This window comes from Klebsiella sp. 10982 (assembly GCF_048589245.1).
Taxonomy (GTDB): Bacteria; Pseudomonadota; Gammaproteobacteria; order Enterobacterales; family Enterobacteriaceae; genus Klebsiella; species Klebsiella quasivariicola.
In genome coordinates, this window is record NZ_JBMAXV010000024.1 from 20,340 (window position 1) to 45,928 (window position 25,589).

Sequence of the window (25,589 nt, forward strand, 5' to 3'; positions counted from 1 at the left end):
GTCATGTGCGATCATCATCATGCTGCGCGACATATTTTATGTCCCCAATGTGATTTGCTGGTGGCTTTGCCGCAGCTTGAGCATCGCCAGAAAGCCGCCTGCCCGCGCTGCGGTACAACGTTAACTACCACGTGGGACGCGCCTCGCCAGCGTCCCACGGCGTATGCGCTGGTCGCGCTGTTTATGCTGCTATTGGCCAATCTGTTCCCTTTTATCTATATGAAAGTGGGCGGCATCAGTAGCGAAATAGAGCTGCTGGAAATTCCCAATGTGCTGTTTACCGAGGATTACGCCAGCCTCGGCACCTTCTTTTTACTCTTTGTCCAACTTGTGCCAGCGTTTTGCCTGGTCACCATTCTGCTGCTGGTTAATCGGGTCAGGATGCCCGCTGGCCTGAAGGCGTTCCTCGCGCGTATTCTCTTTCAACTGAAGACCTGGGGGATGGCGGAGATTTTTCTTGCCGGCGTGCTGGTGAGCTTCGTCAAACTGATGGCCTATGGCGACATCGGCATTGGTCTGAGCTTTATTCCCTGGTGCATGTTTTGCCTGCTGCAGTTACGCACTTTCCAGTGCGTCGACCGGCGCTGGCTATGGGATGATATTGCCCCCATGCCGGCCATTACCCAGCCGCTGAAGGTCGGCGTGGCCGGGATCCGCCAGGGGCTACGTTCCTGTGCCTGCTGCACGGCGGTATTGCCGGCTGACCAGACCGTCTGCCCGCGCTGTCACAGCAAAGGAACGGCGCGGCGTAAAAATAGCCTCCAGTGGACGCTGGCGCTGCTGGTGACTTCATTTATTCTTTATCTCCCTGCCAACATTATGCCGATCATGATCACCGATCTGCTGGGCGATAAAATGCCGTCAACCATTATGGCCGGAGTGGTTTTACTGTGGAGTGAAGGTTCCTACCCGGTTGCGCTGGTGATCTTTATCGCCAGTATTATGGTGCCGACGCTGAAGATGATAGCTATCGCCTGGCTGTGCTGGAATGCTAACGGCAACGGCGCGCGCGATTCGGAACGCATGCATCTGATCTATGAAGTGGTGGAATTTGTTGGCCGCTGGTCAATGATTGATGTTTTTGTCATCGCCGTACTCTCTGCGCTGGTGCGCATGGGAGGGTTGATGAATATTTATCCCGCCATCGGCGCGGTCATGTTTGCGCTGGTAGTGGTGATGACCATGTTTTCAGCGATGACGTTTGATCCCCGTTTGCTGTGGGATCGTGAGCCAGATTCAAGCCATGAGGAAATACAACAACATGGAAAATAAGAGCGGAGAAGCGAAAGTGCAGAAGGTGAAGAACTGGTCACCGGTGTGGATCTTCCCTATCGTCACTGCGCTGATCGGGGCGTGGATCCTGTTTTATCATTACAGCCATCAGGGGCCTGAGGTCACGCTGATCACCACCAACGCGGAAGGGATTGAAGGGGGAAAAACCCGTATCAAGAGCCGCAGTGTGGACGTTGGGGTGGTGGAGAGCGCGACGCTGACCGATGATCTCACTCACGTAGAAATCAAAGCCCGCCTCAACTCCGGGATGCAGAAATTACTGCATAACGATTCCGTCTTCTGGGTGGTGAAACCGCAGGTAGGGCGCGAGGGGATAAGCGGTCTCGGGACCTTATTGTCCGGGGCCTATATTGAACTGCAGCCAGGGACGAAAGGTTCGGTGCCGGCGCAGTACCCACTGCTGGATTCTCCGCCGCTGGCCTCGCCGGATGCTAAGGGGATCCGTATTCTGCTGGAAAGCAGCAAAGCGGGCCAGCTTTCGCCGGGCGACCCGGTGCTGTTCCGCGGCTACCGCGTGGGATCGGTTGAAACCAGCACTTTTGATGCGCAGAAACGTCGTATCTCTTATCAGCTGTTTATTAATGCGCCGAATGACCGTCTGGTGACCACCAACGTTCGCTTCTGGAAAGACAGCGGTATCGCGGTTGATTTGACCGCGGCGGGCATGCGCGTTGAGATGGGCTCGCTATCGACACTGTTTGGCGGCGGTGTGAGCTTCGATATTCCGGAAGGTCTGGATCTCGGCGAGCCGGTGGCGAACAAAACGGAATACCACCTGTTTGACGATCAGAAGAGCATCCAGGATTCGGTCTTTACCGAGCATATTGACTATGTGATGTTCTTCAAAGATTCGGTTCGTGGTCTGCAGCCCGGCGCGCCGGTGGAGTTCCGCGGTATCCGTCTGGGCACCGTCGGTAAAGTGCCGTTCTTTATTCCTGGGCTGAAGCAGCGTCTGAACGATGATTATCGCATTCCGGTGGAAGTGCGGGTTGAACCGCAACGTCTGGTTAACCAGCTCGGCGGCGATCCGAATATTCGTGCCCATATTGACGATCTGATCAACCGCGGACTGCGCGGCTCGCTGAAAACCGGCAACCTGGTGACCGGCGCGCTGTATATCGATCTCGACTTCTATCCGAAAGCGCCGCCGCGCGGCAAAATCCAGGAGTTTAACGGCTATCCAATTATCCCGACTATCAGCGGCGGCCTGGCGCAGATCCAGCAGCGTCTGATGGATGCGCTGGATAAGATTAATAACCTGCCGATCAACCCGCTGCTGGAGCAGGCGACCAGTACCCTGGCGCAGAGTGAGAAGACCATGCAGCATGTGCAGACGACGCTGGATAATCTGAATAAGATCACCTCCAGCCAGTCGATGCAGCAGCTGCCTGCCGATATGCAGACAACGCTGCGTGAGCTGAACCGCAGCATGCAGGGCTTCCAGCCTGGCTCCGCGGCCTACAATAAGATGGTGGCGGATATGCAGCGTCTGGATCAGGTGCTGCGCGAACTGCAGCCGGTTCTGAAAACGCTCAATGATAAGAGCAATGCGCTGGTATTTGAGGCCAAGGATAAAAAAGACCCACAGCCGAAGGGAGCGAAATAATGAAAAAATGGTTACTGGCGGCAGCCGTATGCGCCCTGACGGCGTGCAGTAGCGGCGGCGAAAGCAAGACATACTACCAGCTACCGGTGGTGCAGGGCGGTGCGCAAAGCGCCGCCAGCCAGGGCGCGCGTCTGCTGTGGGTTGAGCAGGTCAGTATCCCGGATTATCTGGCGGGCAACGGAGTGGTCTATCAGACTACCGATGTGCAGTATGTGATTGCCAATAATAATCTGTGGGCCAGCCCGCTGGACCAGCAGCTACGCACCACGCTGGTGGCAAACCTCAGCCAGCAGCTGCCGGGCTGGGTCGTCTCATCCCAGCCTCTGGGGAGTGAGCAGGATACCCTCAACGTTGCAGTGAATGGCTTTCACGGGCGCTACGACGGGCGGGTTATCGTCAGCGGCGAGTGGCTGTTGAAGCATCAGGGGCAGCTGATTAAGCGTCCTTTCGACATCGTGCTCAAGCAGCAAGATGATGGCTATGACGCGATGGTGAAGACTCTGGCCCAGGCATGGAGCCAGGAGGCGGTTGCCATTGCCGGCGAGCTTAAGCGTCTGCCATAAGTAAAATTCATAAAAATAATATGCCGCGCGGTTCATCTGAGCCGCGCGGCATTTTTTTTGCCAGGTCAATTTGTTAGCAACCGCGGCGCTGAATGAACAAAAAATGAACTCTTATATAGGTCACAAATATGACACTGGCGTGAATTTTGCGCATTGACGTTGCCTCCATTTCGCGGTATTCGTAACCCGTGGCTGCACAATTTGCGACCACTGTTTTCTTTTCCACCAGATCAAAGAATGAGGGAAACGAGGCATGAAGAGACAAAAACGAGATCGCCTGGAACGGGCACATCAACGTGGATATCAAGCGGGTATCGCGGGGAGATCGAAAGAAATGTGTCCATACCAGAGCCTGAATCAACGCTCATGGTGGCTGGGAGGCTGGCGAGAAGCCATGGAGGACAGGGTACTAACTGCCTGACACTGTCTCTTTAAAAAAGAAGCCTCCGCCTGGCGGGGGCTTCGCCTTTTAATCGCTGCTGATAATTATCAGAAAGCGGAAGTATCCTGGAACAGCCCCACTTTCAGATCGTTCGCGGTATAAATCAGACGATCGTCAACCAGCACTTCACCATCCGCCAGGCCCATAATCAGACGACGGTTAACGATGCGCTTGAAGTGGATGCGGTAGGTAACTTTTTTCGCGGTCGGCCGAACCTGACCGGTGAATTTCACTTCGCCAACGCCCAGGGCACGGCCTTTGCCTTCGCCGCCGAGCCAGCCGAGGTAGAAACCGACCAGCTGCCACATCGCATCCAGGCCCAGGCAGCCCGGCATCACCGGGTCGCCGATGAAGTGACAACCGAAGAACCACAGGTCCGGGTTGATGTCGAGTTCTGCTTCAACATAACCTTTGTCATAGTTACCACCAGTTTCGGTCATTTTGATGACGCGGTCCATCATCAGCATGTTCGGTGCCGGCAACTGCGGGCCTTTCGCGCCGAACAGTTCACCACGACCGGAGGCAAGAAGATCTTCTTTTGTATAGGATTCGCGTTTATCTACCATGTTTTCAGTAAGCCTTATTTTAAGTTCGGGACGCAGGATAGCTAACACGTGTAAGCTGAACAAGTCCGATCAGTTAGAACTTGTCCCACCTAACCAGCGTAGCGGCCACGGAAAACGATGGCGAGTCTCTTGCTGGGTCGCCTGCGCTATCCGCTCCTGAATGGTTTGTCGCAGCGTCTGTCCTTCTCCGTCCCACATCAGCTGGGTCAACATCGGCAGCGCTTCGGTAATATCATCAATGGCCCAGATGGCAAACTGGTCTTCGGCAACAGCCTGACGTAACTCGCGGGTCAAGCTGAGGTGGCGAACGTTGGCGGAAGGGATGATGACCCCTTGTTTGCCGGTTAAGCCGCGCTGCTGACAAATGGTGAAGAAGCCTTCAATTTTTTCGTTCAGCCCGCCGACCGGTTGCACGCGACCAAACTGGTCGACGGAGCCGGTAATTGCAATGCTCTGATTAATTGGCACATTGGCCAGGGCGCTGATTAAGGCGCAGAGTTCGGCCATGGAGGCGCTGTCGCCGTCCACTTCGCTGTAGGACTGTTCGAACGTCAGCGAAGCAGTGAAGGGAAGCTGCTGTTCCAGCTCCAGCTCGGACATCAGGAAAGCCTGCATGATCATCATGCCTTTCGCATGAATGTTACCGCCCAGCTCGGCTTTGCGTTCGACGTCGATAAATTCGCCATCACCAATGTGCACGACGCAGCTGATGCGCGATGGCTCACCGAACGCGCGCGGATGGCCAGGGAATTCAATCACCGACAGGGCGTTGATCTGTCCGACGCATTCACCTTCGGTCTCAATCAGGATCTGTTCCTGCAGGATTTCATCTTGCATACGTTCGGCCAGATAGCCTTCACGCCACTCCCGGCGAGCCAGCATCGTCTGCATTTCTTCGCCAGTGATCTTCTCGCCTTCGCAGAAAGCGGCGGCCTCCCGAAGCTGGCGGGCTATCCATAGTGGGCTGAGCGGTAACGTCTCCTGATCGCCGGTATAGCGTGTCCCTTCATCGAGCAACAGCGGCCAGGCATCGGCTGCCGGTCCTGGCAGCGCCAGCTGCTGGGCATTTTGCCATACCCACTGACACCAGCCTTTCAGCGTATCGGCGTCAGCGAACTGCAGTGTATCTTCATATTCGCTGTAGATGGCCTGTGCAGAGAGCTCTGGCTCCATTTCCTGGAAATCCGCCAGCGATTCACGTTCACCCACTAGCATGACTTTCAGGCTCAGCGGCATGGCGGGAATGCTGACCGGCAAGGGGCGGGATTCATCGACGGAAAGCCAGTCAAAACGCTGACGAGTCACCATATTTTTCAGGCGTACCCACAGCAGGGGTTGGGCCAGCAGTGCGCGTAGAGAGAGTACCAGCACACCGCCGTTGGCCTGGTGGACAAGGCCTGGCTGGAGGCTAATTTCGCCATTAAACTGGCGTACGCAGCCAAACAGCTGTTCCGCCTCTACCCAATCGGCTGCCACGACCGGCGCGATGCTGGCAAAATTATCCTCAGCACGTTGCGCCGGAGAGAGCGTGACGCGAGCGCCATCAACCTCATAGCGAACACCGTAGAGCGGTGCGGCAGGTTCATGCAGCGTCCGGGTTTCGGCTGCCAGCCATTGCAGATACTCCGGCTCTTCTGGGGCTTTCACCAGCATGAAGGAGGAGACCGCCGGCGTGAACAACAGCTGTTCAAGCGCGTAGAATAAACGCGGCTGCAGATCGCCCGAAAGAGAGGGGGCCGGATGGGAAAGATCAGCTTGTGCAAACAGCGCCTGATAAGGTTCCGTATCAGGCGCGAGGTCGGTTCGGGTCAGTTTCGTAATGGTCAAAGTCGCTGTTTTTTAGTTAGATGTAAAGCGCGCAATTATACCTGATGCCGCGACCGAGCACACGGAGGATTATGGTTACCTCGGTGATTCCCCGGCCATATACATCGCGAATAATGATTTATGTTCAGCACATCAGGAAAAAACTGATATCCTGAAATGAGTTACACGGTCACATTGAGATCGCAATGAAATATCAACAACTGGAAAATCTTGAAAGCGGCTGGAAATGGAAATATCTGGTAAAGAAGCACCGGGAAGGTGAGCTGATTACCCGCTACATTGAGGCCAGCGCTGCGCAAGCTGCGGTAGATGACTTGCTGACGCTCGAAAATGAACCTGTGCTGGTGCAAGCCTGGATTGAGCAGCATATGAATCCGGCGTTAATGAACCGCATGAAGCAGACTATCCGCGCGCGGCGCAAACGCCATTTTAACGCCGAGCATCAGCATACGCGTAAGAAGTCTATCGACCTTGAGTTTGTCGTCTGGCAGCGTCTTGCCGGCCTGGCGCAGCGGCGGGGGAAAACCTTGTCTGAAACCATCGTGCAGCTGATTGAGGATGCTGAGCACAAAGAGAAGTATGCCAGCAAAATGTCGAGTCTGAAGCACGATCTGCAGGTGCTGTTAGGCAAAGAGTAATCAGTACGGTCTGTCTGATGCCACCCAGGCGTAACTTCCCCCAGTCGTGAAGGCGAGTTAACGCCATAAAAAAACCCGCCGAAGCGGGTTTTTTTATCAGTTATAACTTAAGCCGCCGGCTGAGTTACAACGTCTTTGTAGCCTTTAACTTCGATCTCTACACGACGATCCGGAGCCAGGCAGTCGATCAGGGCAGCGCGCGCTTTCACGTTGTCACAGGTGTTGCCAGTAACCGGGTTGGATTTACCCATGCCGCGAGCGGAGATTTTGCCAGCCGGGATGCCTTTAGCAACCAGGTAGTCAACAACGGACTGAGCACGTTTCTCAGACAGCTGCTGGTTGTAAGCTTCGGAACCGATACGGTCGGTGTAACCCAGAACAACAGCAGAACCGTCTTTCGGATCCATGTTGCTCAGCTGGGTGTACAGCTGATCCAGAGCCTGCTGACCTTCCGGTTTCAGGGTTGCTTTGTTGAAGTTGAACAGAACGTCAGACTTCAGGGTGAAGTGCTTGGTAGTCACTTCCGGAGCCGGAGCCGGAGCCGGAGCTACAACCGGTGCAGCATCTTCCTGACCGAAGCGGTAGGAAACACCCACGCTCAGCATGCCGTTGTCCGGACGAACGCCAACGGTGCCCGCGTCGCCGATGTTGTTAACCCACTGGTATTCCAGACGGGTAGCGATGTCACGAGTAACAGCCCACTCTACGCCGCCCGCAAATACCGGGGAAACGCCAGTGTCGTGGTTGTCGCCAGCGATGCTGTTGCTGGAGTCTGCGCGCCATACCATGCCGCCCAGACGGGTGTAGATGTCCAGATCGTCAGTGATCGGGTAACCCAGTTTAGCGGTCAGCTGAACGCCCTGAGCTTTGAATGCGCCGTTAACCTGGTCGCCTTTGTACGGCATACGGCCCAGCCAGTCGTAACCCATTTCGAAACCGAGGTACGGGTTAACCTGGTAACCACCGAACGCACCAGCGCCCAGCTGGCTTTCGTGGGTCGGACCATTGTTGTTCAGAGAGCTGTTGTACCAGCCAGTGTCATGGAACTGGGACCAACCCAGTTTACCACCTGCATACCAGGTGTTATCTTTCGGAGCGGCCTGCGCTACGGTAGCGAAGCCAGCCAGTGCCACTGCAATCGCGATAGCTGTCTTTTTCATTTTTTGCGCCTCATTATCATCCAAAATTCGCCATGAAGTTACAAAAGACCTCACGGTTAAATCCTTCACCGGGGGCGTGACTTGTTGTTAACTATGCTGATACATGCAGCGTAAGCCGATCACCCCTGGCGATGTAAAGTCTACAACTTAGTTCGAAACTTACAAGTGTGAACTCTGTCAGGCATATGAAAAAAAAGGGTTGTATACACAATATTTAACAAATATGGTTGATTTTCGTACGCAGGGAAAAGGCAGAAATCCCCGTGTGGCAGGCATTCAGCGAAAAAGACCCTCTAAATCGCAGCACCTTAACCAACGGTAAAAAAAATTCCAGGAATAATCCTAATTTCACTCAATGATACAAATTTGAGTGAATTTTTAGCCCGCTGAGTTGTCTGCCGAGCGTGCCCTGATTTCTGACCGGGCGCATGATGAACCCCATCGCGCAGCCTTCCTGAGCGGCATTAACCAGACGCTCATGCTCCTCGGCGGTTAGCTCCTCCGCCAGCCAGCAGATAACCACACTATAATTCCCGGTGCGCAGCGCGCGGATCATCGAGTCTACGGTATGGCAGGGAGACAGCTGGCTAATTTGCATGACTTTAGACAGTGGCAGGCCGGCGGACTGAACCCACTGGCGGCTTAGCTTCTGTTGCGGTGTGAGCCAGAGCTGCCAGCGAGACTGTTGACCCAGCTGCTGTAATAAAGGTAGCAGTAATAACTGTGTCATCATGGGTTGATCTTCACGATAGACAATTTCACTGATCAGCCCACTGGCGGTCTGTTCGCCGGAACGATGAGCGTAGTGGCCAGCTGGAGCAGAAGCCTGTGCTGAACGATTTGCGTGAGCTGAAGTAAACATAGTCTATCCCGCCTGTAGTTACTGTATGTATGTACAGTATATCCGTCAGGGGAAAAGATCAACCGCAATTTGCCATTTTGCTGCCTGAAATTTACTCATTTCCTGCCGCGATGTGCCTTCCTCTGCTACCGCGTTCGACACTTTTTCTCCGGGCATCCTTAACGCGGGCTAATCGTTTCTCTCCCCCCGGTCGGTTGCAGCAACGCGAGAAAATTTCTGAAAGCTTCTCGCAAAACCGCATTCTGGTAGGAAAGTCGACAAAAATCACCTTGCTGCTGCCGGGGAAGTCCCTTATGTTTTCCATAGTGGATCCGCTAACAACTTAAGTTTAATTACATGATTAACAAAGGAATGATCATGAGAAAACTCGTTTGTCCGCGGCTCCCGCAATTTCAGGCCTGCGTTTCACCGCTGGGTCAATTACATACCCGTCCGCTCTTTGGCGGTTACAGTCTGGCCATTGATGACACGGTGTTTGCGATGGTGGCAGAGGGAAATATTTATCTGAAGGCCTGCGAGCAGAGCGCCGCCTATCGGGTTGAACACCATAATCCTTTATTGATGCTGCGCCGACATGGGCGCATCGTGCCGCTGAAATATTATCAGATCGACGACGCCTTATGGCGCGATGAGAAACAGCTCTTTCGCCTGTCGCTGTTGTCATGGCAGAGTGCCCAGCGCGAAAAGTATCACCGCCGGGATTCTGGCCGTTTGAAGGATTTACCCAATATCAGCTTTCATATGGAAGTGCAGCTGATTCATGCGGGCATTCCGGATGTCAGGACGCTTCGGGATATTGGCGCCCAGCAAGCCTGGCTGAAGCTACGTGAAAATAATGCTTCTTTGTCACACAGTGTACTGCTGGGGCTGGAAGCCGCGATTGGCGGGATCCATGTCGCCGCGCTCCCGACGCCGCGGCGTCAGGAGCTGATGGAATGGGCGGAGGATCGCTAGCGGATAACAGTCTTCATTCAGTTTGAGTATGAACGCGCTGTTGCAGGCGGCAGATTTCAGGCAGCAGCGCGAGCAACAAGCCGATTTGCTGTAATACCAGCGGCTCTTTACTGTCCGCGCGCGGTTCCAGATGCTGAATCCGGCTTTGCAGGCTGGTCAAAGACTTTTGTACCCGATGTTCATCGGCGGGGGTATGGTGCAGGGCGTCATCAACATAGCAAACCGCATCATCCAGCAGGGCGAGAATATCGGGGGTGGACAATTTTTCCCGATGCGCGCCCAGGGCGGAGATATAGCTGGTGAAAGTATGATTCAGACAGAGCAGGCGAAACGCGGTCTCGCGCTGAGTGGCGTCTGCACGTGGTTCCGTCGATAAATTAGAGACGACGGAGGCCAGTTCCGCATCCCGGTTGTAGGCATCGCGACGGGCCACGCGGTATGCCAGGCGGTTGTCGCGTCCCTGGTGATACTGTTCCAGAATCGCGTCCAGATAACGGCAGTTGGCATTCATCGCCCGGTCCAGCACTCGTGGCAGGTTACGGAATTTCCAGTCCGGCCAGATGAAGCTGACTGCCGCCCAGGCAATGGCGCAGCCGATAAGGGTATCAATGATGCGCGGCAGCGCGACCTCAAAACCTTCCCCGAGCAGGTTAAAGCACAGCAGTACCAGCAGGGTAATAAACATGGTGGCATGGGCATACTGTACGTTACGAAAGGCAAAGAACAGCACGCCGGTCAGGACGATCAGCAGTAATTGCCCTTCAACAGAGGGAACCAGCAGCAGGACGGGCAGGCCGATCGCGACGCCAACCAGCGTGCCGATAATTCTCAACGCCAGTCGATGGCGGGTGGCGTTATAGTTCGGCTGACAGACAAACAGGCTGGTCAGCAGGATCCAGTAGCCATGCTGGAGGCCGGTAAACTGAATAAAGGCATAGCCGGCGCAGAGCACCAGTGACATACGCACCGCGTGGCGAAAAAGGGCTGATTCTGGCGACATATTGCGCCGCAGACGCAGCCAGATATCGTTCAACCCGCCGAGCCGATCATCGGCCAGCAGTGTCTCGGTATTACTGTTAACAGGGGCGGTGGTTTGCACCGATTCAATCGTGGCCAGCTGCGCATCGATGGCGCGCAGGTTATTGAGTAAAAAGCCCAGGGCATTGATCTGCTCGTCGGATGCGCCGCTGGCGCGCACGCGCTCGAGTGCCGCATCGAGATGCATAAACGCGCGTTCAAAATGGGCGTCATGTTGATAAGGTTCGCGCAGCAGAATCGCCCGCGAGAGCTTCTGGCAGGCCTGTGCCTGCATCGACAGCATACGCTGGAAACGGAACATCACGTCGCTGTAGCGAAACTGATCGCGTAGGGTTTGATACTGAATATGCGACGAGCTGGCGCGTTCATGAATATCCTGAGCCACAAAGTAATACTGCAGTGTGCGGCGAGTGCCGCGCTGGCCCCGGTCGCCTCGCAGTCTGGTTAAGAGCGATACCTTGGTCTGATTAAGCGTCGCCACCAGTTGGCCATTGGCAAGGGCCAGGTCGTATAACGGCGCCTGGCTCTCATCCTCCAGGTCAGGGTCAAACAGCCGGGATTTGAGCTCCAGATAGCGGGCCAGTTGCTCATAGCTGCGCGCCAGGTTGTCCTGCAATGGGCGAATAGGAAAGATCAGGTGCCCGGAGAGGGTTAGCAGGTTGTACCACACGGCGCCCGCCAGCAAAAACAGCGGTTGCAGATACCAGTGATCGTACAGCGTGACGCCGAGCATAGTATAGATAGCAATGAGTAACGCGCCGAAGGCGATAGTCGCATAGCGCTGGCCAAGGCCGCCGAGCAAAATAAAGCCGATGGTAGAGACCGTCAGACCGAGGGCAAACAGCGGTGGCCAGGGAAAAAGCAGCTCCACGGAAGCGGAGGCGATAAAAAAGCAGACCAGGGTAATGGCAAGGTTTCGCAGGCGACCGGTCAGGCGGTCGTCAAGATCGGTCAGGGCCGCGGCCACAACGCCGAGGGTCAGAGGGATGGTCAGTTTGACTTCACCGATCCACCAGGGAAACAGCGTCGTGCCGCAAAGCGCGATAAAAATCCTTACGTTATAAAGCCAGGCACTGTTCCAGGTGTAGCGACGTAGCAGGGGGCTAATCATGTCCGTGTTCCGTTCGGTTACTGAAAGCGACGACGCGCATTGGCTTCACGCGCAGCACGCGCGGTTTCCACAGAGACGACCCGGCGTCCCACCGGCCAAAGGGCAATGGCGGCAATTTTAAAGTTAGCGATTCCCACCGGAATGCCAATAATCGTCAGGCATTGAGCAATGCCGCTGAAAATATGCATCAGACACAGCCACCAGCCGAAAAAAATGAACCACAGAATATTCAGCACCGTGCCGCCGGCGTTCAGCAGTCCATTTTTGCGGCCTGGCTCCAGTTCATCGACATGAATTGCCTCATTACCATAGGGAAATAACGAAAGGCGAGTAATTTCCCAGCAGGAACGGGTCAGCGGCAGCGTCACGATAAGAATGATGCTGACCAGCGTGGCGAGCAGCCAGCCTAAGGTGGTGGCGAAACCGCCAAGGATAAAATTCAAAATATTCAGAATGGTACGCATAAACCCTCGGTTTTGCCCTGTGGATAATTAGACCTGACAATTGTAACGTTTTTTTGCGCTGGAGCACCTGGTCCCGGGCGGTTAAACTGAAAAACAATCCACCCTGATTGAAAATCGACATTATATGGAACTTAAAGCGACAACATTGGGCAAACGCATGGCTCAGCACCCTTATGATCGGGTGCAATTACTGAACGCCGGGGTAAAGGTTTCCGGCGATCGTCATGAGTATCTTATCCCTTTCAATCAGTTATTGTCAGTGCATTGTAAGCGTGGTCTGGTATGGGGCGAGCTGGAATTTGTGTTGCCTGACGAGAAAGTCGTGCGTTTGCACGGGACCGAATGGAGCGAAACGCAACGTTTCTATCACCATTTACATACACTCTGGGAGCAATGGAGCGCCGAAATGAGTGATATCGCTGCCGGCGTGCTAAAGCAGCAACTGGCGACGATCGAACGCACCCGCGCGGAAGGTAAATGGTTGACGCGTCAGCAGGTGGCAGATGTTCAGGACAATATTCGCCAGGCGCTCACCGGATTGCCGATGCCTGCCCGTCGGCTTGAGTCCTTTGATAACTGCCGCGACCTGTGGCGGGAGTGTCAGCGCTGGTTAGGGGATATTGAAACAACGCGTCTGGCCCATAACCAGGCCTTCACCGAGGCGATGCTCGAACAGTATCGCGGCTTTTTTGATAGCGTTGAGTCGTCCCCGCTCAATGCCTCACAGGCGCGGGCGGTGGTGAATGGTGAGCGCTCCCTGCTGGTGCTGGCGGGGGCGGGCAGCGGTAAAACCTCAGTGCTGGTGGCGCGGGCAGGCTGGCTGCTGGCGCGGGGAGAAGCGGCGGCAGATCAAATTCTGCTGCTGGCATTCGGCCGCCAGGCGGCGCAGGAGATGGACGCGCGGATCCGCGAGCGTCTGGCATCCGACGATATCACCGCGCGTACCTTCCACTCGCTGGCATTGCATATTATTCAGCAGGGCAGCAAAAAAGTGCCCACCATCAGCAAACTGGAAAGCGATAGCGCAGCCCGTCAGGCTCTGCTCCTGAAATGCTGGCAGCAGCAGTGTCATGAGAAAAAAGCCCAGGCCAAAGGCTGGCGCCTGTGGCTGGAAGAGGAGATGGGCTGGCAGCTGCCGGAAGGGGACTTCTGGCAGGACAAAAGGGTGCAGCGGCGGATGGCCAGTCGGCTCGACCGCTGGGTCAGCCTGATGCGTATGCACGGCGGATCGCAGGCGGAGATGATCGCCGGCGCGCCGGAAGCGGTACGCGATCTGTTCAGTAAGCGAGTGAAATTATTGTCGCCCCTGCTGAAAGAGTGGAAAGCCGCACTGAAGGCGGAGAATGCGGTCGACTTCTCGGGCTTGATCCACCAGGCAGTCAATATTCTTGATAAAGGTCGCTTCGTCAGCCCGTGGAAACATATTCTGGTGGATGAATTTCAGGATATCTCGCCGCAGCGAGCCTCGCTACTGGCCGCGTTACGCCGTCAGAACGCCCAAACCACGCTCTTTGCCGTCGGGGACGACTGGCAGGCGATTTATCGCTTCAGCGGGGCACAAATGTCTCTCACCACTGCATTTAATCACTATTTTGGCGAAGGGGATTGCTGCGCGCTGGATACCACCTATCGCTTTAACGGCCGTATCGGCGAAGTAGCCAATGGCTTTATCCAGCAGAATCCGCATCAGTTAAGTAAACCGTTGAACAGCCTGACGGCGGGCGATAAAAAGGCCGTCACTTTGTTAGCCGACGATAAGCTGGATGATTTACTGGATAAACTGAGTGGTTACGTTAAGCCCGAGCAGCGGATCCTGCTGCTCGCTCGCTATCACCATTTGAAGCCTGAGGCGCTCAACAAAGCGGCGACGCGCTGGCCGCATCTGCAGCTTGATTTTATGACCATTCATGCCAGCAAAGGCCAGCAGGCGGACTATGTGATCGTTGTGGGGCTGCAGGAAGGGGAGGATGCGTTTCCTGCGCCGGCGCGCGAGTCGATCATGGAGCAGGCGCTCCTGCCGCAGCCGGAAGATTTTCCTGATGCGGAGGAGCGTCGACTACTGTACGTGGCGATAACCCGCGCGCGTCATCGGGTGTGGTTGTTATTTAACAAAGCGCAACCTTCGCCGTTTGTCGAGATCCTGCAGGAGCTGAATGTGCCGGTTGCCAGGAAACCCTAATCACGGCTGGGTTATTTCAGGCGCTCGGCAAGATAGCGCGGATAATCCGGGATCAGAATATCGAGCGGCTGATTAAAGTGCGGTGACTGGATGATGAAGTCAGCGGTGGAGACGTTAGTGGCGACCGGAATGTTCCAGACGGTGGCCAGGCGCAGCAAGGCTTTAACGTCCGGATCGTGAGGTACTGCGTTCAGTGGATCCCAGAAGAAGATCAGCACGTCGATTTTCCCTTCTGAGATGAGTGCGCCCACCTGCTGGTCACCGCCCATTGGGCCGCTCAGCATGGCATTAACCTCCAGTCCGGTAGCCCGCGAGACCAGGTTACCGGTGGTGCCGGTGGCATACAAAACGTGTTGCGCCAGCAGCGCCTGATGGCGTGCCACCCATTTCATCAGCATATCTTTACAGTGATCGTGAGCCACCAGCGCGATATGTTTTTGCGCGGACAGGGTACGAGTTGTCAGTTCCATAATTTCATTCCACATTTTGACCTGCAAACAGATTACTGAATGTGGCTGTCGCTGCAAGCATCCGGGTGAAAATTTTGTCGAATCTGTGGGTTAGCCTGGATGGCCGCCTGCTGCGGATTAGCATACACTTAGATGAAATAGCAGGAGGAACCCATGAAAGAGAACGATATTGCCGGCATTCTGACGTCGACACGGACAATTGCGCTGGTCGGCGCCAGCGATAAGCCTGACCGCCCGAGCTATCGGGTCATGAAGTATTTGTTGGATCAGGGGTATCACGTGATCCCGGTTTCGCCGAAGGTGGCGGGCAAGACGCTGCTCGGGCAACAGGGCTATGCGACGCTCGCCGACGTTCCGGAAAAGGTCGACATGGTTGATGTCTTCCGTAATTCAGAAGCGGCGTGGGGCGTGGCGCAAGAGGCGATAGCCATCGGCGCGAAAACGCTGTGGCTGCAGCTGGGGGTGATCAATGAACAGGCCGCGGTGCTGGCCAGAGAAGCCGGATTGAACGTGGTGATGGATCGTTGCCCGGCCATTGAGCTACCGCGACTGGGATTAGCAAAATAACAAAAAACCCCGCCTGGCGGGGTTTTGTTTTAGTTGCGAAGGCGCGGAGCCTGCAGCTGCTGACGAATCGTTTTGGCCAGTTCGTCGAGGGACGGCTGTTCCGGGTGTTCGTCGCGGGTTTCGCTGCTCAGCTGCGCTTCTGCCAGATAGGTGTGGATCGGCTGACCATCATCATCTTCCATCACCACATGGTACCAGGGCGCCGCACGCAGTTCGTCATTGGCGGCAATCTCATCCTCTTCCGGTTCCGCGAGTGAATACTCAGGATCGACATCGACGATGACACCCAGGTAGCCCAAGAGCGTATGGCGGACCTGTTGGCCGATACCGAATTTGCTGGCTATCATAGGCACCTCCTGGGAAACATGAATACTCCCTATATGAGGCTCATGTTTCGTTTTTCAAGTTACATGACGCGACAGGCAAACCCCTTCAGATACAGCCCTTCCGGGTAGGTTGCGATCACCGGGTGGTCGGCAGCCTGACGGAACTGTTCTATAAATTGTACATCACGCCCGGCATCAATTGCGGCATCGGCGATGATTTTCTGAAATAAATCGGTGGTCATCAGGCCGGAGCAGGAGAAAGTCAGCAGCACGCCGCCGGGGTTCAGCAGCTGGATCGCCAGCATATTGATATCTTTATAACCGCGGCAGGCGCCCATCAGCTGGCTTTTGTTTTCCACGAATTTCGGCGGATCCATCACGATCACGTCGAATTTCTCTCCCTGATCGCGGTATTTACGCAGCAGTTTGAACACGTCGTCGCGCACAAATTCCGCTTTCGACAGATCCAGTCTGTTGAGCTCGACGTTCTGTCGGGCGACGTCCAGCGCTTCCTGAGAGGTATCCACGCTGGTGACCTGGCGGCAGCCGCCCATCAGCGCTGACACCGCAAAGCCGCCAGTATAAGAGAAGCAGTTCAGCACCCGCTTATCCGCAACATAACGACGGGTCGCCAGGCGACTGTCGCGCTGGTCGAGGTAGTAGCCGGTTTTGTGCCCGCCCTGGATATCAACCAATAGTTTCATGCCGTGCTCGGTGATCGGCAGCAGCGCCGGGGGCAGCTCGCCCACCACCGGCCCCTGGGCCAGCTCCAGTCCCTCTTTTTTACGCACGGCGACATCGCTGCGATCGTAAATGGCGCAGTCCGGGAACAGGTTCTGCAGGGCGCTGATGATGGCGGCCCGCTGGTATTCGGCGCCTGCGCTGAGCAACTGCAGCACGAAAAAGTTGCCAAAGCGGTCGATAGTGACGCCCGGCAGCCCATCGGACTCGCCGGCGATCAGACGGTAGCTGTCGAGACCATCGCGCTCGGCCAGCCATGCCCGCCAGGTTTGCGCTTGCTGCAGGCGGCGTTCAAAGAAGGTGCTATCGATGGCTTCATTGCGGTCGAAGGTCCACACGCGGGCGCGGATCTGCGACGACGGCGAGTAAGCGCCGCGGGCCAGCCATTTTCCCTGATGGTCAACAATATCGATGGTTTCACCGCTGCGGGCTTTACCCTCCATGCGGGCGACGCCGCCTGAGAAAATCCACGGATGGCGACGCAGCAGGGATTTCTCGCGTCCTTTGGCTAACACTAAGCGGGGGAATAGGGAATCTGTCATGGAGCTACCTTTAAGCAACGGGAATGTCGGCACCGAAAAATGGCGCGTAGAGTAGCACACCTGGCGCACGCAAGCATCTTTCGCCCGGCAGGCACAGGTGAGCGTTTCGGCACAAAATGCAGGCGCTTCGGCACATTCAGTTTGTGCGGACTCTCATACCCTGTTTTCTCACCCCAACGAGGAGCAGACGATGAAAACAGGTATCCGCATGGCCGTGGCGATGGTCGCGGCAGTGAGCAGCGGCGCGATGGCTGCGCCGTTTAGCGTGAGCAGCGATGATATGCATGACGGGCAGGCGCTGGCCCGGAAGCACTGGTTTGCCGGTTTCGGCTGTACCGGAGGCAATGTCTCTCCGCAGCTGGCATGGAAAAATGCCCCGGCGGGGACGCGCAGCTTCGCGGTCACCGTCCGGGATCCCGATGCGCCTACCGGCAGCGGCTGGTGGCACTGGACGGTGGTCAATATCGCCAGCAGCGTCTTTTCGTTGCCCGCTGGCGCGGGAGATAAAAACAGCGCTACACTGCCGGGCGGAGCGGTGCAGGGCCGCAATGATTTTGGCTATGCCGGTTTCGGCGGCGCCTGTCCGCCGGCGGGAGACAAACCACACCGCTACCGCTTTACGGTATGGGCGCTGGATGTCCCCACGCTGCCGGTGGATGCCGGGGCCAGCGGGGCGCTGGTCGGCTATCTGTTACACAGCCATGCTCTCGCCAGCGCACAGTTGACGGCGATGGCCGGGCGCTAAAATAAAAGGTCGGTCGCATGGAGAGTATCCACTTTCAGCATAACGCCTTAACCGCGGCAGAGATCACTACCCGACGGCTGTGCAGGCTGCATCGCGTGCGGCTGTTCTCCCCGGCGCTCTGTCGGGTGAAACGCGGCAGCAAAGTGATTGTGCAAGGGGAGAGCCGGGTGCTGGCGACGCCGCAACAGCTGATTGTGTTGCCAGCTGACGTGGAGCTGGAGGTGATTAACCAGCCGGAGAACGGCCTCTTTTGCTCCGATCTGCTGTCGCTGACCCCCGAGCTGTTGACGACGTTTAAGACTCGTTATCTCAGAGAACCACCGCCAGGGCGTCTGACCTCGCTCTGCGCCCCGGTGACGACAGAGCTGGCGTTTATGTGGCAAAACGTTCTGCAGGCGGTGCGGGAGGGATTATCCACCTCTCTACAGCTCCACCAGACTATGGGCCTGCTGCTGGCCCTGCACGAGGCGGGCTATGCGGGCCCGCTGCTCGTCGAGCGGCAGCAGGATCTGTCGGCGCAGGTTCGACAACTGGTCATGCTGTCGCCGGCGCAGGCATGGAGCGTGTCGCGGGTGGCGAAAATGCTCTTTCTCGGCGAGTCCACGCTGCGCCGTCGGCTGCAGCAGGAATCGCAGAGTTTCCGCCAGATCGTCGAGGAGGTGCGGATGGCCCACGCCCTGGGGCAGCTGCAGACCACTTCGCGGTCGATAGGCGAAATTGCGCAGAATAGCGGATATCAGTCGGGTTCGCGCTTTACCGCGCGCTTTCGTCAGCACTATGGTTTACTGCCGAAGCACGTACGCTGAGCGAATTTGCTATTCTCAGCGTAAAGGGTGAGCAAAAGGAGAAGATAATGGCCAGTATCTGCACCATGGCATGGGTTTACGGTTCGGTTCAGGGGGTAGGGTTTCGCTATTCGACGCAGCGGGAAGCGCTGCAGCTGGGGTTGACCGGCTATGCCCGTAATTTGGATGACGGCGGGGTGGAAGTGCTTGCCTGCGGCGAGGCGGCGCAGGTGGAAAAACTCATAGCCTGGCTGAAAGCCGGGGGGCCGCGCAGCGCGCGGGTTGACCGGGTGTTAACCGAGCCCCATCAACCCACCCGCAGCTGGGACAAATTCGCGATTCTGTATTAGATGCACTTCACCGGCTTCGGCAGCCCGGCGATTTTGGTCGCCTGTTTGGCGGGGCCTTTCGGGAACAGGCGATAGAGATAGCGGCTGTTGCCTTTCTCTTCGCCAAACTTGTTGGCCATCGCCTTCACCAGCATGCGGATCGCTGGCGAGGTGTTGAATTCAAGGTAAAACTCTCGCACAAAGCGCACCACTTCCCAATGCTCAACGGCGAGCGTTATCCCTTCCTGCGCGGCGATAACTTCCGCCATCGCCTCGTTCCACTGAGTCGTATCTTTCAGATAGCCTTCGCTATCCGTCTCAATTTCATTGCCTTCAAAAATAAACATGATTTTTCACATACCGCCTGAAACTGGCCGCAGTGTAGCAAAAAAAAAGGCCCCGCATAAGCGAGGCCTCCGGATTAGCAGGGGAGCGGTTAGTCCCGGCTGGCGAAGCCCAGGATGCTCAGCAGGCTGACAAAGATGTTGTACAGCGAGACATACAGGCTAACCGTCGCGCGGATGTAGTTGGTTTCACCACCGCGGATGATGTTGCTGGTCTCGAACAGGATGGCGCCCGAAGAGATCAGAATGAACACCGCGCTAATCGCCAGATGGAGCGCCGGCAGCTGCAGGAACAGGTTAGCGACCATACCAATCAGGACGACCACCACGCCCGCCATCAGCATCCCGCCGAGGAACGACATGTCTTTGCGCGTCGTCAGCACGTAGGCCGAGCAGCAGAAGAAGACCAGCGCCGTACCGCCCAGCGCCAGGCCGATCAAATCGCCCATGCCGGCAGAAAGATACGCGTTCAGCATCGGTCCAAGGATATAGCCGAGGAAGCCGGTGAAGGCGAAGGCGGAAATAATCCCGGTGGGTTTATTCGCCGTTTTGTAGGTCAGGAACATCAGACCGTACACCCCCACGAGGGTCAAAATGAGACCCGGCGAAGGGAGCATCAGCACTGTGCTGGCGGTGGCGGTGATAGCGGAAAACGCCAGCGTCAGGCTGAGCAGGAAGTAGGTATTACGCAGAACCTTGTGCGTGCTAAGCAGCGAGGAACGGTCACGCGATGATGTAATTATGCGATCCATGAGTCACTCTCTTATGACAGATGTAATTAGGGATAAAGAATAAGAAAAACAAGCGTGAAGCCCTAATCCTTTTACCCATCTTTACTTAGTTTTTAGCGCTTTTGCCTAGCATAAAATTCTATATAGATAGGGAAAAGCGATATATTTTCGCTTTTCGCGTCGCTGAGCCGATCGAAATCTTATAGGTCACTGAAAAATATTGCCTTATTGCGTTTCTGCGACTAAGTGTGGAAGAGGGGGATAGCCCCGTACGTCAAAGGCAAAGGGAAATGACATTACACAACAAAAATCACATCACGCGAACACTCCTGGCAGTAAGTATGCTGGCCACGATCGGCGGGGCGCTGGCGGCGCAGGTGCCGCCGGGTACTCAGCTGGCGGAAAAGCAGGAGCTGGTCAGAAATAACGGCAGTGAACCGGCGTCACTCGATCCGCACAAAGTCGAGAGCGATATTGAATTCAACATCATTAGCGATCTCTTTGAAGGGCTGGTCAGCGTGACGCCTGCGGGGGCGATCGAGCCGCGGCTGGCGGAAAGCTGGGAAAACAAGGACAACCTGTTATGGACCTTCCATTTACGCCCCGGTCTGACCTGGTCCGACGGCACGGCCATCACGGCGCAGGATATCGTCTGGAGCTGGCAACGGCTGGTCTCGCCGGCCACCGCCTCGCCCTATGCGAGCTATCCCGGCAATATGCATATCGCCAACGCCCGCGAAATTGCCCTGGGGCAAAAGGGACCCGAGACGCTGGGGGTAAAAGCGCTGAACGACACCACGCTGCAGGTCACTCTGACCGAGCCGAATGCCGCCTTCCTGGCGATGCTGGCGCACCCTTCGCTGGTACCGATCGACAAAGTGCTGGTGGAGCGTTTTGCCGATAAATGGACCCGACCAGAGCATATCGTCACCAGCGGCCCGTATAAGCTGACCCAATGGGTGGTGAATGAGCGGCTGGTGGCTGAACGTAACGCGAAGTACTGGGATAATGCGCACACCGTTATTAATAAAGTGACTTACCTGCCGATCACTTCGGAGGCCGCCGATGTCAACCGCTACAAAGCGGGGGAGATTGATATTGTTTATACGGTGCCGATCAATCAGTTTGCGCAGTTGCAGAAAACCATGGGCGACCAGCTGGACGTTTCGCCGCAGCTGGCGACCTATTACTACGAATTCAATACTACCCGGCCGCCGTTTAACGACGCCCGCGTGCGTCGGGCGCTGAATATGGCGCTTGATAAAGATATCATTGCCGGAAAAGTGCTTGGCCAGGGGCAGCGCCCGGCCTGGCTGATCAGTCAACCGGATATCGGCGGCGTGACGCTGCACAACCCGGACTACGCCAGCTGGCCGCGCGAGAAGCGAATTGCCGAGGCGAAAAAACTACTGGCGCAGGCGGGGTATGATGAAAGCCATCCGCTGGTCTTTTCCCTGCTGTATAACACCTCTGAATCGCACCAGCGTATCGCCATCGCCGCCAGCTCAATGTGGAAGAAAAACCTCGGCGTCGAGGTGAAGCTGCAAAACCAGGAGTGGAAGACGATGCTCGATACCATGCATACGCATAACTTTGACGCCGTCCGCTATGCCTGGATCGCCGACTACGACGATGCCGCCACCTTCCTCAATACTTTCCGTACCGGGGATAGTGAGAATACCAGTCAGTACAGCAACCCGGCTTACGACGCGGCCCTGCGCAACGCGGCGAAAGCCCCCGACGTGGCGACCCGGGGCAAATACTATCAGCAGGCGGAAGATCTGCTGGCGCAGGATGTTCCCGCCATTCCGGTCTATCACTATGTGCGCACCCATTTAGTGAAACCCAGGGTGGGCGGTTTCACGCCGGATAAGCTGGGGTATTACTACACTAAAGACATGTACATTAAAAAATAGTCCTCTGATAGCGGTGAGGGCGCTGATTTTCTGCGCGAACTGCCTGAAATTCAGACGAATAACACAAAATTGTTTGTTTTTAAGGCAGTTGAACAAAATGGTGCTTTACAGCATCCGCCGAGGTGTTTATAGTGCGCCTCACACCGGAAGTGTGGCCGAGCGGTTGAAGGCACCGGTCTTGAAAACCGGCGACCCGAAAGGGTTCCAGAGTTCGAATCTCTGCGCTTCCGCCATATAAAAGAAGGGGTTACCGAAAGGTAACCCCTTTTTGCTTTCCCCACGACCGTCTTGACGGCGCTTTCACTTCCCAACCCCGCAAACCCGCCTTGCCTGTAGCGTTATCGCTGGCAAAAGATGACGATCCATCCAATGCAACGTGTTGTTATTTTAATTATTAGCCTCTCGTTATAAACGGCAATGGTGCTGAGGAATAAAAACCATTCGGCAAAATATCTTCGTCTATACTTGGAAAAATGATGATTTACCTGCCATGGTTTTTACACAGATACAGAGACCAGTGAGGTCAGCATGCCTGTCATTAACCCGCAAAATATCAAAGAATTACGGGCGTTAGTTGAACAGCAATTAAAGTACGCATTGTGTGTTAGCTTAAATAAAGCTACGCATGGCGATATTTTTAACGCGGTGGCGCTGGCCATTCGTCATTTTCAACAGGACCATTTTCTGACGAGCCAGACGCGGCAACGTGAACAACGTAAAAAACGTGTTTACTATCTGTCGATGGAGTTTTTACTGGGCCAGTCGTTGCGTAATAACCTGCTAAATATGAATTTACTGGCGGAGATGCGTCAGGTGGTGCACGACCTGGGTTTTGATCTTGATCAGCTCCTTGACGAAGAGCCAGATGCCGCGCTGGGCAACGGCGGGTTAGGGCGTTTAGCTGCATGCTTTATCGACTCGATGGCTACCCTTGATATTGCTGCATCCGGGCATGGCATCAAATACGAATATGGTCTGTTTCGCCAATCCTTTCAAAATGACCAGCAGATCGAGCATCCGGATGACTGGCACTCCATGCATTCACCATGGCTGGTGGCGCATCATGCTCAGCAAATCCTGGTCCCGCTGGGGGGATATATCGAACACAGCGAAGATATTGATGGCAATTACAATCCAATGTGGCTGGGCTGGAAAACCATCGTCGGTATTCCCCATGATTATTTTGTTTCCGGCTACCGGGATACGACGACCAACAAGCTGCGGCTCTACAGCGCGGTGGCCTCTGACTCCTTTAATATCCATATTTTCAATCGCGGCGATTATATTAAGGCAGTGAGTGATAAAATTGCATCGGAGAATATTTCAAAAATACTCTATCCATCCGATGAGGTGCTCACCGGAAAAGAGTTGCGGCTGACGCAAGAATATTTTCTGGTGGCTTGTACGCTGCGGGATATATTCCGTGATTATGCCGAAGTTAATGACGATATTTCTTTCCTGTCGCAGCATGTGGCTATTCAGCTTAATGATACCCATCCGGCATTAGCGGTCGTGGAGCTGATGCGGATCCTGGTGGATGAATACCGACTGCCGTGGGAGCAGGCGTGGGAAATAACGCAAAACACCTGTGCCTACACTAATCATACGTTGATGCCGGAAGCGCTGGAGACCTGGCCAGTAACGCTGTTTGAAAAACTGCTGCCGCGTCATTTGCAAATTATATTTGAGATCAACCATCGTTTCCTTGAAGAGGTGGCCCGGCGCTGGCCGGATAAAAATCATCTGTTATCTTCGCTGTCTTTAATCGATGAACATCACGATAAGCAAATTCGTATGGCCAATCTGGCCATTGTCGGTAGCCATCGCGTGAACGGCGTGGCATGGCTGCATTCGGAGCTGGTCAAGAAACAACTGGTGCCCGACTTTTATTTTTTGACCCCGGAGAAATTCATTAATCAGACCAACGGCGTTACGCCGCGTCGCTGGGTGCAGCAGGCGAACCCCGGCCTGGCAGCATTTTTGCACCAACAGCTGGGAGAAGGGTGGCCGACCGATTTACCCTTGCTGTCCAGTCTGGAAAGCCTGGCCGATGATACCGCTATTATTGATAACATCCGGGCCATTAAATTTGCCAACAAAACCGTGCTCAGCCAGCTGGTGGCTCAACGCTACGGCATCGCGCTGGATCCGCTGGCGATGTTTGATTGTCAGGTCAAACGTATCCATGAATATAAGCGTCAGTTGCTCAATATTCTTCACGTGATCGCGCTTTACCTGGATATCAAAGAGACAGGGAAGACTATCGCGCCTAAGGTGCATTTGTTTGCGGGCAAAGCGGCACCGGGCTATCGAATGGCGAAGCTGATTATTCAGTTAATTAACACCGTTGCCCGAAAAATTAACCGCGACCCACAGATTGCCGGACAACTTAAAGTCGTTTTCCTCGAAGACTATAAAGTCTCGCTGGCGGAAAAAATTATTCCGGCGACGGATCTGTCCGAGCAGATTTCCACGGCAGGTACCGAGGCCTCCGGCACCAGCAATATGAAGTTTGCCATGAACGGCGCGTTAACTATCGGTACCTATGATGGGGCGAATATCGAAATTCGCGAGGCCGTGGGGGCGGACAATTTTTATCTGTTTGGTGCCGTGGCGGAAGAGATTGAAGAGAGCCGGCGCATCGGGTATCACCATACTTTCTATCATCAGAATCCGGCTATTGCGCGTGTTGTCGATACCCTGGTGTCTGGGTTGTTTACCGCCGATCGTGAGCTATTTGCGCCGCTTCACCATATGTTGGTGGAGGGCGATCATTACTGCCATTTGCTGGATTTCGACAGCTATTGCCAGACGCAGCAGCAGGCGATGATCGATTTTGAACAGCCGGAACAATGGCACCGTCGGGCCTTACTCAATATTTGCCGGATGGGCGAATTTTCCAGCGACAGAACCATACGTGGCTACGCCCGGGATATTTGGGGTATCACCAGCTAAAGAGCGAACACGCCGGGCAAAAAAGGGACTCGTCGACGAATATCAGTCACTATTGAGGATGAGCATGAACGTTGAATTACACACCGAGCAGGGCGTAAAAATTATTGTGCCACTGGTGCGCCGACTGGATGCTTCCGTCGTGCAGGCGTTTAAGCAGCAGGTTCTGGAGGCTATCGATCCGGATACCAAAAATGTGCTGCTGGATCTGAGTCACGTCGATTTCATTGACAGTAGCTGTCTTGGCGCGCTGGTATCCATTCTGAAAAGCGTCAATGGTCAGGGCGAGCTGGCGCTGTGTTCGCTCAATGACACGATTAAAAACCTGTTTAAGCTCACCCGTATGGATCGCATCTTTGCCATTCAGGAGACCCGCCAGGATGTGTTAAACGCGTTCACCTCGTTATAACGTTTATGCGGTCAGGGTTGCCAGCGGGT

The 25,589-nt window shown here is 55.3% G+C and carries 25 protein-coding genes and 1 tRNA gene; 15 read left to right on the plus strand and 11 right to left on the minus strand.

Features of this window, described 5'->3' with window-relative positions:
* Positions 1–3 precede the first annotated feature (3 nt).
* The 4 genes from pqiA to rmf all read left to right on the plus strand — a co-directional run bounded on the left by pqiA (position 4) and on the right by rmf (position 3,883).
* Positions 4–1,272, plus strand: a complete 1,269-nt coding sequence (gene pqiA / locus ACKLKD_RS17520; RefSeq protein WP_025712936.1) for a membrane integrity-associated transporter subunit PqiA — start codon at positions 4–6, stop codon at positions 1,270–1,272.
* Positions 1,262–2,899 (plus strand): intermembrane transport protein PqiB, encoded by a 1,638-nt coding sequence (pqiB, locus tag ACKLKD_RS17525; protein ID WP_025712935.1) that lies wholly within the window; start codon positions 1,262–1,264, stop codon positions 2,897–2,899. Before pqiA ends, pqiB begins: the two co-directional genes overlap by 11 nt.
* Positions 2,899–3,462, plus strand: a complete 564-nt coding sequence (pqiC, locus tag ACKLKD_RS17530; RefSeq protein ID WP_025712934.1) for a membrane integrity-associated transporter subunit PqiC — start codon at positions 2,899–2,901, stop codon at positions 3,460–3,462. The genes pqiB and pqiC overlap by 1 nt, the downstream gene beginning before the upstream one ends.
* 253 nt (positions 3,463–3,715) lie before the next feature.
* Entirely contained in the window at positions 3,716–3,883 is a 168-nt protein-coding gene (gene rmf / locus ACKLKD_RS17535; RefSeq protein ID WP_002898396.1) for a ribosome modulation factor, read from the plus strand.
* 68 nt (positions 3,884–3,951) lie between these two features.
* On the opposite strand, the gene fabA is transcribed toward rmf, so the two are convergent.
* Together fabA and ACKLKD_RS17545 are read right to left on the minus strand one after the other, a co-directional pair.
* Positions 3,952–4,470: a bifunctional 3-hydroxydecanoyl-ACP dehydratase/trans-2-decenoyl-ACP isomerase gene (fabA, locus tag ACKLKD_RS17540; protein WP_025712933.1), complete on the minus strand. Its 519-nt coding sequence runs from the start codon at positions 4,468–4,470 to the stop codon at positions 3,952–3,954.
* A 69-nt stretch (positions 4,471–4,539) separates the two neighbouring features.
* Positions 4,540–6,297, minus strand: a complete 1,758-nt coding sequence (locus ACKLKD_RS17545; protein ID WP_080897935.1) for an AAA family ATPase — start codon at positions 6,295–6,297, stop codon at positions 4,540–4,542.
* Between the two features lie 185 nt (positions 6,298–6,482).
* Here ACKLKD_RS17545 and matP point away from each other — a divergent pair, with 185 nt between their 5' ends.
* Complete coding sequence (matP, locus tag ACKLKD_RS17550) at positions 6,483–6,935, plus strand: macrodomain Ter protein MatP (protein ID WP_025712931.1); 453 nt, start codon at positions 6,483–6,485, stop codon at positions 6,933–6,935.
* Positions 6,936–7,042: 107 nt separating this feature from the next.
* On the opposite strand, the gene ompA is transcribed toward matP, so the two are convergent.
* Both ompA and sulA read right to left on the minus strand, forming a co-directional pair.
* The gene (ompA, locus tag ACKLKD_RS17555) at positions 7,043–8,095 is read right to left on the minus strand and encodes a porin OmpA (protein WP_087805440.1); all 1,053 of its coding nucleotides are present in this window, start codon (positions 8,093–8,095) and stop codon (positions 7,043–7,045) included.
* Positions 8,096–8,447: 352 nt separating this feature from the next.
* A complete protein-coding gene (gene sulA / locus ACKLKD_RS17560; RefSeq protein ID WP_025712929.1) occupies positions 8,448–8,957 on the minus strand; it encodes an SOS-induced cell division inhibitor SulA in 510 nt (169 codons plus the stop codon).
* 357 nt (positions 8,958–9,314) lie between these two features.
* On the opposite strand from sulA, the gene ACKLKD_RS17565 reads away from it, so the two are divergent.
* Positions 9,315–9,911, plus strand: a complete 597-nt coding sequence (locus ACKLKD_RS17565; protein ID WP_025712928.1) for a TfoX/Sxy family DNA transformation protein — start codon at positions 9,315–9,317, stop codon at positions 9,909–9,911.
* 13 nt (positions 9,912–9,924) lie between these two features.
* On the opposite strand, the gene yccS is transcribed toward ACKLKD_RS17565, so the two are convergent.
* Positions 9,925–12,060, minus strand: a complete 2,136-nt coding sequence (gene yccS / locus ACKLKD_RS17570; protein WP_025712927.1) for a YccS family putative transporter — start codon at positions 12,058–12,060, stop codon at positions 9,925–9,927.
* 17 nt (positions 12,061–12,077) lie between these two features.
* A complete protein-coding gene (locus tag ACKLKD_RS17575; RefSeq protein ID WP_002898425.1) occupies positions 12,078–12,524 on the minus strand; it encodes a YccF domain-containing protein in 447 nt (148 codons plus the stop codon).
* Positions 12,525–12,648: 124 nt separating this feature from the next.
* On the opposite strand from ACKLKD_RS17575, the gene helD reads away from it, so the two are divergent.
* Positions 12,649–14,703, plus strand: coding sequence for a DNA helicase IV (gene helD / locus ACKLKD_RS17580; RefSeq protein ID WP_025712926.1), 2,055 nt, complete (start codon positions 12,649–12,651; stop codon positions 14,701–14,703).
* Positions 14,704–14,714: 11 nt separating this feature from the next.
* On the opposite strand, the gene mgsA is transcribed toward helD, so the two are convergent.
* Positions 14,715–15,173, minus strand: a complete 459-nt coding sequence (mgsA, locus tag ACKLKD_RS17585; protein ID WP_008805898.1) for a methylglyoxal synthase — start codon at positions 15,171–15,173, stop codon at positions 14,715–14,717.
* A gap of 153 nt (positions 15,174–15,326) precedes the next feature.
* Here mgsA and ACKLKD_RS17590 point away from each other — a divergent pair, with 153 nt between their 5' ends.
* Positions 15,327–15,740 (plus strand): CoA-binding protein, encoded by a 414-nt coding sequence (locus ACKLKD_RS17590; protein ID WP_002898434.1) that lies wholly within the window; start codon positions 15,327–15,329, stop codon positions 15,738–15,740.
* A gap of 29 nt (positions 15,741–15,769) precedes the next feature.
* Here ACKLKD_RS17590 and hspQ read toward each other — a convergent pair whose 3' ends face one another.
* Positions 15,770–16,087: a heat shock protein HspQ gene (gene hspQ / locus ACKLKD_RS17595; RefSeq protein WP_002898441.1), complete on the minus strand. Its 318-nt coding sequence runs from the start codon at positions 16,085–16,087 to the stop codon at positions 15,770–15,772.
* A 59-nt stretch (positions 16,088–16,146) separates the two neighbouring features.
* The gene (gene rlmI / locus ACKLKD_RS17600) at positions 16,147–17,349 is read right to left on the minus strand and encodes a 23S rRNA (cytosine(1962)-C(5))-methyltransferase RlmI (protein WP_087805442.1); all 1,203 of its coding nucleotides are present in this window, start codon (positions 17,347–17,349) and stop codon (positions 16,147–16,149) included.
* Between the two features lie 190 nt (positions 17,350–17,539).
* On the opposite strand from rlmI, the gene ACKLKD_RS17605 reads away from it, so the two are divergent.
* The 3 genes from ACKLKD_RS17605 to yccX are packed head-to-tail and all read left to right on the plus strand — an operon-like array spanning position 17,540 to position 19,229.
* Complete coding sequence (locus ACKLKD_RS17605; RefSeq protein ID WP_087805444.1) at positions 17,540–18,094, plus strand: YbhB/YbcL family Raf kinase inhibitor-like protein; 555 nt, start codon at positions 17,540–17,542, stop codon at positions 18,092–18,094.
* A 17-nt stretch (positions 18,095–18,111) separates the two neighbouring features.
* Positions 18,112–18,900 (plus strand): AraC family transcriptional regulator, encoded by a 789-nt coding sequence (locus ACKLKD_RS17610; RefSeq protein WP_087805446.1) that lies wholly within the window; start codon positions 18,112–18,114, stop codon positions 18,898–18,900.
* A 47-nt stretch (positions 18,901–18,947) separates the two neighbouring features.
* Positions 18,948–19,229 (plus strand): acylphosphatase, encoded by a 282-nt coding sequence (gene yccX / locus ACKLKD_RS17615; RefSeq protein ID WP_025712922.1) that lies wholly within the window; start codon positions 18,948–18,950, stop codon positions 19,227–19,229.
* Here yccX and tusE read toward each other — a convergent pair.
* A complete protein-coding gene (gene tusE, locus ACKLKD_RS17620; RefSeq protein WP_025712921.1) occupies positions 19,226–19,555 on the minus strand; it encodes a sulfurtransferase TusE in 330 nt (109 codons plus the stop codon). The genes yccX and tusE overlap by 4 nt on opposite strands.
* 89 nt (positions 19,556–19,644) lie before the next feature.
* Entirely contained in the window at positions 19,645–20,304 is a 660-nt protein-coding gene (gene yccA, locus ACKLKD_RS17625; RefSeq protein WP_025712920.1) for an FtsH protease modulator YccA, read from the minus strand.
* A 269-nt stretch (positions 20,305–20,573) separates the two neighbouring features.
* Here yccA and ACKLKD_RS17630 point away from each other — a divergent pair, with 269 nt between their 5' ends.
* The 4 genes from ACKLKD_RS17630 to ACKLKD_RS17645 all read left to right on the plus strand — a co-directional run bounded on the left by ACKLKD_RS17630 (position 20,574) and on the right by ACKLKD_RS17645 (position 25,560).
* Positions 20,574–22,199, plus strand: a complete 1,626-nt coding sequence (locus tag ACKLKD_RS17630; protein WP_025712919.1) for an ABC transporter substrate-binding protein — start codon at positions 20,574–20,576, stop codon at positions 22,197–22,199.
* 145 nt (positions 22,200–22,344) lie between these two features.
* Positions 22,345–22,432 (plus strand) — tRNA-Ser (locus ACKLKD_RS17635).
* A 295-nt stretch (positions 22,433–22,727) separates the two neighbouring features.
* The gene (locus ACKLKD_RS17640; RefSeq protein WP_087805448.1) at positions 22,728–25,154 is read left to right on the plus strand and encodes a glycogen/starch/alpha-glucan phosphorylase; all 2,427 of its coding nucleotides are present in this window, start codon (positions 22,728–22,730) and stop codon (positions 25,152–25,154) included.
* A gap of 64 nt (positions 25,155–25,218) precedes the next feature.
* Positions 25,219–25,560 carry an STAS domain-containing protein gene (locus ACKLKD_RS17645; protein ID WP_087805450.1) on the plus strand — a complete coding sequence of 114 codons (342 nt, stop codon included), beginning with the start codon at positions 25,219–25,221 and terminating at the stop codon, positions 25,558–25,560.
* The last annotated feature ends 29 nt before the right edge of the window (positions 25,561–25,589 follow it).

Bases quoted from the DNA above. Each gene is read 5' to 3' on its own strand.
- helD (WP_025712926.1), top strand. From the start codon at position 12,649: ATGGAACTTAAAGCGACAACATTGGGCAAACGCATGGCTCAGCACCCT.
- pqiA (WP_025712936.1), top strand. From the start codon at position 4: ATGTGCGATCATCATCATGCTGCGCGACATATTTTATGTCCCCAATGT.
- ACKLKD_RS17575 (WP_002898425.1), bottom strand. From the start codon at position 12,524: ATGCGTACCATTCTGAATATTTTGAATTTTATCCTTGGCGGTTTCGCC.
- pqiC (WP_025712934.1), top strand. From the start codon at position 2,899: ATGAAAAAATGGTTACTGGCGGCAGCCGTATGCGCCCTGACGGCGTGC.
- fabA (WP_025712933.1), bottom strand. From the start codon at position 4,470: ATGGTAGATAAACGCGAATCCTATACAAAAGAAGATCTTCTTGCCTCC.
- matP (WP_025712931.1), top strand. From the start codon at position 6,483: ATGAAATATCAACAACTGGAAAATCTTGAAAGCGGCTGGAAATGGAAA.
- ACKLKD_RS17610 (WP_087805446.1), top strand. From the start codon at position 18,112: ATGGAGAGTATCCACTTTCAGCATAACGCCTTAACCGCGGCAGAGATC.
- ompA (WP_087805440.1), bottom strand. From the start codon at position 8,095: ATGAAAAAGACAGCTATCGCGATTGCAGTGGCACTGGCTGGCTTCGCT.
- ACKLKD_RS17645 (WP_087805450.1), top strand. From the start codon at position 25,219: ATGAACGTTGAATTACACACCGAGCAGGGCGTAAAAATTATTGTGCCA.
- ACKLKD_RS17590 (WP_002898434.1), top strand. From the start codon at position 15,327: ATGAAAGAGAACGATATTGCCGGCATTCTGACGTCGACACGGACAATT.
- hspQ (WP_002898441.1), bottom strand. From the start codon at position 16,087: ATGATAGCCAGCAAATTCGGTATCGGCCAACAGGTCCGCCATACGCTC.
- yccA (WP_025712920.1), bottom strand. From the start codon at position 20,304: ATGGATCGCATAATTACATCATCGCGTGACCGTTCCTCGCTGCTTAGC.
- ACKLKD_RS17605 (WP_087805444.1), top strand. From the start codon at position 17,540: ATGAAAACAGGTATCCGCATGGCCGTGGCGATGGTCGCGGCAGTGAGC.
- mgsA (WP_008805898.1), bottom strand. From the start codon at position 15,173: ATGGAACTGACAACTCGTACCCTGTCCGCGCAAAAACATATCGCGCTG.
- sulA (WP_025712929.1), bottom strand. From the start codon at position 8,957: ATGTTTACTTCAGCTCACGCAAATCGTTCAGCACAGGCTTCTGCTCCA.
- tusE (WP_025712921.1), bottom strand. From the start codon at position 19,555: ATGTTTATTTTTGAAGGCAATGAAATTGAGACGGATAGCGAAGGCTAT.
- rmf (WP_002898396.1), top strand. From the start codon at position 3,716: ATGAAGAGACAAAAACGAGATCGCCTGGAACGGGCACATCAACGTGGA.
- ACKLKD_RS17640 (WP_087805448.1), top strand. From the start codon at position 22,728: ATGCCTGTCATTAACCCGCAAAATATCAAAGAATTACGGGCGTTAGTT.
- ACKLKD_RS17630 (WP_025712919.1), top strand. From the start codon at position 20,574: ATGACATTACACAACAAAAATCACATCACGCGAACACTCCTGGCAGTA.
- rlmI (WP_087805442.1), bottom strand. From the start codon at position 17,349: ATGACAGATTCCCTATTCCCCCGCTTAGTGTTAGCCAAAGGACGCGAG.
- yccS (WP_025712927.1), bottom strand. From the start codon at position 12,060: ATGATTAGCCCCCTGCTACGTCGCTACACCTGGAACAGTGCCTGGCTT.
- ACKLKD_RS17565 (WP_025712928.1), top strand. From the start codon at position 9,315: ATGAGAAAACTCGTTTGTCCGCGGCTCCCGCAATTTCAGGCCTGCGTT.
- yccX (WP_025712922.1), top strand. From the start codon at position 18,948: ATGGCCAGTATCTGCACCATGGCATGGGTTTACGGTTCGGTTCAGGGG.
- pqiB (WP_025712935.1), top strand. From the start codon at position 1,262: ATGGAAAATAAGAGCGGAGAAGCGAAAGTGCAGAAGGTGAAGAACTGG.